This window comes from Methanobacterium sp. (genome assembly GCA_030017655.1).
Classification (GTDB): domain Archaea; phylum Methanobacteriota; class Methanobacteria; order Methanobacteriales; family Methanobacteriaceae; genus Methanobacterium_D.
Map to the genome: position 1 here is coordinate 234,228 of JASEIM010000001.1, position 5,130 is coordinate 239,357.

Annotated in this window: 4 protein-coding genes; 1 reads left to right on the forward strand and 3 read right to left on the reverse strand. The window is 37.0% G+C overall.

All coding sequences use genetic code 11. From position 1 onward, the window contains the following. The 3 genes from QMD61_01210 to QMD61_01220 all read right to left on the reverse strand — a co-directional run. Positions 1 to 712: NAD(P)-binding domain-containing protein (locus tag QMD61_01210; GenBank protein MDI6723244.1), on the reverse strand; the 712-nt coding region annotated here is incomplete at its 3' end. Then, on the reverse strand, positions 712 to 1,335 hold the full coding sequence (locus QMD61_01215) for a cytochrome c biogenesis CcdA family protein (protein MDI6723245.1): 624 nt from the start codon (positions 1,333 to 1,335) through the stop codon (positions 712 to 714). The genes QMD61_01210 and QMD61_01215, both read right to left, overlap by 1 nt. Before the next feature lie 12 nt (positions 1,336 to 1,347). Then, positions 1,348 to 1,773, reverse strand: coding sequence for a thioredoxin family protein (locus QMD61_01220; GenBank protein MDI6723246.1), 426 nt, complete (start codon positions 1,771 to 1,773; stop codon positions 1,348 to 1,350). A gap of 416 nt (positions 1,774 to 2,189) precedes the next feature. Between QMD61_01220 and QMD61_01225 the strand changes: the two genes are divergently transcribed. Continuing rightward, on the forward strand, positions 2,190 to 5,130 hold a 2,941-nt coding region (locus tag QMD61_01225; GenBank protein ID MDI6723247.1), incomplete at its 3' end, for an SdrD B-like domain-containing protein.

A 5,130-nucleotide genomic window follows, 5' to 3' on the forward strand; every position in this document is an offset into this window, starting at 1 on the left:
GAGGATTTCCGTTTTCTGCAATTAATTCTATAACTTCTTCCATTTCTTCATAGCGCCGTTTTGCATGTATTGAGCTGCTTATTATCCTTGATATTGCTGAATCTTTAAAACCTTCGCATTCTGTTTCTGCAATAATATCCAGAACATTCTCATCAATTCCAATTTTATATGCAGAATAAAGGGTTTCAAAGAGCAATGCAGAAATTCCTTTAGTAAAAGAGCTTCTAAACATCTTTATGGCTGATGCTTGTCCTATTTCCTCCCCAATAATATTTATATTCATGCCATACTTGTTTAATTGTGCAAAACGGGTTGCATACTTTCCAGAAGCAATTATATGAACCGAAAACCCTTTTCTGACACTTCCAATTATTGATGCGTCCACAGTTCTGCCGTTTTCAATAAAAGAAAGAGCTTCTATAACTGTTTTGGGTGAAACATTATTCATATCAACATAAATTCCATTAATATATTTTCCGACTTCTTCAGCTACTTTAATTGCCTGAGAAGGAGTGACTGTAGATAATATCATTTCAGAGTCTTCTACAAGTTCTTTACTTGTTTTATATAGAGTTACCCCGATTTTTTGTGCCATGTCCTTTGTTTTTTTGCTTCTTCCCTCCACACAAGTGGCTACATCGGCTCCCTGTTCTAAAAGTCCTGCAGATAAAGTTGATGCAACTTCACCAAATCCTAAAAATCCTATTTTCATTAAACCACTCCAAAAAATAATACATATAACATGTAAATACCAGCAAGTGTGATTATAACTCCTGAAATAACTCTTATATGGTCTGAATATTTAATTAATTCCGTTAAATTTATCTTTGATACTCCTAATGATATGATGAAGATTGTAAGTGAAAATCCCCCGCTGAATAATAGTATATTAAGTGCACTGTATAAAATATTTCCTGTAGAAGCACTGTAGGCGATAATTGCAATTAAATATGATCCATAACAGGGAGACCACGCAATAGATGTTAAAAAACCCATTAAAAATGAACGAATATTTTTATTTTCATGTTGAACGGGTTTATATGAGATTTTAAATGTATTTTTATTTAAAATAAAGAAAATACCGATTAATATTATGATTAAGGCTGCAATAAATCTGAAATAATATAGATAATAGTTAATTGCAGCTGTAAAAATGACAGTAAGCGTAATAATTAAAGTGAAAACTAAATAGAACCCTAAAACAAAAGAAGTGACTTCTGAGACTTCCTGTTCTAAAAGTGAATATCCAACGATAATGGGGATAAGAGGTAATACACAGGGAGATAAAACTGAAGCTATCCCTGCAAAAAATGATAGTAAAAACCCTATATCCATCTTATCTCTCTTTTAAAGCTGATTTAATAAAGCATCTGCATCAATATAACCTTCAAACCTTTTTATTTCCTGCCCATTTGAATTTAAAGACAGTAGGGTAGGATATCCATAAATCATATAATTTGATGCAACATCCGGGTATTTATCTCCATCTATCTTGGCTATAACATAATCTTTAGCTAATTTTGTCTTTACTCTGGGATCTGAAAGTGTTGTTTCATCAAGCTGTTTACAGTAAGGGCACCAAGCAGTATAAAAATCTATAAAAACAGGTTTATTGCTATTTTTGGCTTCATTAAGGGCCGAATTTAAATCCGTATGCCAGTTTAAATTTGAATTTTGTCCAGTAGTAGTTTCTTCATTTTCAGGACTTAATACAGCGTATATGGCTATTAATGCAAGTAAAATAATTCCAATAATGACTATCAGTTTTTTCATTACTTTAATTTCTTTAATTATGTGTAATATAAATTTCGAAAATTAGATGTTCTGTATGTAAAAGTTTCTTAAATCAATTTAATTTGATAAATATTACTAAATAAACTGTGAATAATAATAAAAAAGAGTATTACCTAATCAATGCTAACGATTACCGATAACGTGGGCTTCCAACAACTATAAATAACATAAAGGCCTATATATTATTGTGTGAACATTCTCAAATGACTAAAGATTATTTGAGAGAACCAATCTTGATATTCAGAGAAACTAAGTAAATACAAAAACTTGGAGTCTTATTGATATCAATAACAGCTATTTTTTTCGACAATCATCGTCCACATGGATTTTCATTTAATCAATTATGTTATTACTAACTAAGATTATTGTAAGTTCACCAATCAGGCATAAAGGAGGTGAAAAAGATTAGAAGACAAGTAACTTTACTAATACTGACTCTAACTTTAGCCTTTATTATTTGTGGAGCAGTTAGTGCTGCAGATGAACCTGCTAACGACACAGAAAATGGAACTGTGGTAGATCCGCCTTTAGAAATAACCAAAGGATCATGGGATACCGCGGGGCTTGATAGTAACAATGTGAACGTGGGGCCTAACCAAACTATTATTCAGTTTAGGGTGAAAAATCCGGACCCAATTAACACAGCTCACGATGTTACAGCCAATTTTGCATGGACCAGTACCAACACATACATTAATCTGGCTCCGGGGGAAACTGCAGTTAAAAATATCGGAGACATTCTACCTGGTGAAACTAAGGACGTTTTTTATCTGGTTGAAATAACCAGAAATTCAGGTGCCTACTTTACCAGTAGAAATTACCAGGTCACAATCCAGGGTTCAGACACCCCACTCTACACACCAACTGGTAGCATCTATGTGGAAAAACTGCTCAGTCAAAACAGGAACGACGTAACTGGTATTTATATTTCTCCCAGCATGCCTCATGTTGGAGAAACATTTACTGTGACTGTAACCAGTACTACCGGGTCTGCTAATTATCCAGAATTAGCTCTACCGCTTGTATCATATGATCCAAGCATATTAAAACCTCTGGGAATGGTAACCACCTACAAAGACATAAATAACATCATCCGCTCAACTAACAACGTATACATTCCTAATCCGCAAGGTAATGCTTTCACCACTGTATGGACTTTTATGTTCACCAGTGCAGGAATGACAAAACTATACCCTGTTATTTATGATCGAAGTGGTAGCAGTTACCATTACAATGCAGACTATGGTGAGACAGAAACTGCAGTCGTGCCTGCTAATGTTGGAAACTGGGTATGGTATGATGATAATGCCAATGGTATGCAGGATCCGGGAGAGCTGGGAGTTCCCAATGTACTGGTAACCCTTTATAATTCCACAGGCAGTCAACTGGAAACCAGGGTAACCGATGCTAATGGTTACTACTACTTCAATGATGTATATCCTGGAGACTATTATCTGAAATTCACATTACCGGCTGGTTACAGTTTCAGTCCATTTTATGGTCCAGGTTATGATAACAAAGCAAATCCTAATTCCGGACCAAATTTAGGTGAAACTGCAATTTTCAACCTCAGTCCCGGTGAAAATGATTATACATGGGATGCAGGTATCTACCAACCAGCAAGTGTAGGTGATTTTGTCTGGAACGATCAGAATGCCAATGGTATTTATGAAGGCATCGGAGTCGGAATACCGGGCATAATCGTGGATTTATTCACAAGTATTGGTACATATGTAGCCAGCACTACAACTGATGCCAATGGATACTACCTCTTCAGCAACTTAATACCTGGAACATACTACATACATTTCAATCTACCTACCGGTTACAATTTCAGCCCTTACATTCCAGGAATCACTGATAATAAAGCAGATTCCAGCGGAAACACACCCGTTTTCGCATTAAACACAGGAATGACAGATCTTACTCAGGACGCAGGTATGTATCAAAATGCTACTCTTGGAGACTTTGTATGGGATGATCTGGATGCTGATGGAATCTGGGATACAGGAGAACCCGGTATTGATGGGATAACAGTTAAACTGTATGAACAGGGTGGTTTAGCTCCTATTGCTACAACAACTACTTCAAGCAACGGAAATTATCTCTTCAGCAACCTCAAACCTGGTAATTACTTTGTTGAATTTGTAAAACCTTCAGGTTACATTTTCAGCCCAGCTAATCAGGGGGTAAATGACCAGATTGACAGCGATGCAGATCCTCTTACTGGTAGGACTGGAACTATAATCCTTACTTCCGGTAAAAACGACTTAAGCTGGGATGCAGGTATGTACAGGCAGGCAGTGGTAGGAGATTTTGTATGGATGGATCTAAACCTTAATGGATACTATGAACCTGGACTTGGAGAATATCCATTAGCCAACATAATGGTTAATCTATTCAATGGAACAGGCCAGATAGACTCCACAAGTACAGATGCTAACGGTAATTACTACTTTACAGGTCTAAACCCAGGTAGTTATTATCTACAATTCGTTGCACCAACTGGCTATCTTTTCAGCCAATATTACGGACCAACATATGATAACAAAGCAAATTCTGCAGGTTTTACATATACATTTAGCCTTGTATCCGGTCAAAGCGACCTAACATGGGATGCAGGTATGTTAGGACCAGAACTGTACTACGCCACTATAGGTGACTATGTATGGGATGACCAGAATGCTGATGGAATTAACCAGGGTAGGGGTATGGGTATTCCTGGAGTAACTGTGAATCTATATTTAGAAGGCGGAACAACTCCAATTAACTCAACTACCACTAATGCGGGCGGATTCTACTACTTTGATAATCTGATACCTACACAAGACATACAAAATGGGCTTAGATACTTCTTAGAGTTCATCTTACCTGCAGGTTACAATTTCAGCCCATATATTCAAGGGATCACAGATAACAAAGCTGACCCAACTCCTGGCCCCAATTTCGGCCGGACAGCGCTGATAACTTTAGGAATCGGTCAGACAGACCTTACATGGGATGCCGGAATGTATCGAAATGTGACAATCGGTGACTTCGTATGGGATGATCAAAATGCCAATGGAATCTACGACGGTATTGGACCGGGTATCAACGGAGTTACAGTGAACCTATACGTTCTTGGAGGACTGGTACCAATAAGATCTACTACCACCTCAGGAAATGGAAACTATCTATTTGACAATTTAGTACCTGGAGACTACATAGTTGAATTCATCCGACCATCTGTAGATTGGATATTCAGCCCATATATTCCAGGAGTAACCAACAACACTGCAGACCCATCTACAGGTAGAACAGCTACAAATTTAGCAATTGCAGGCTGGAATCCTACTG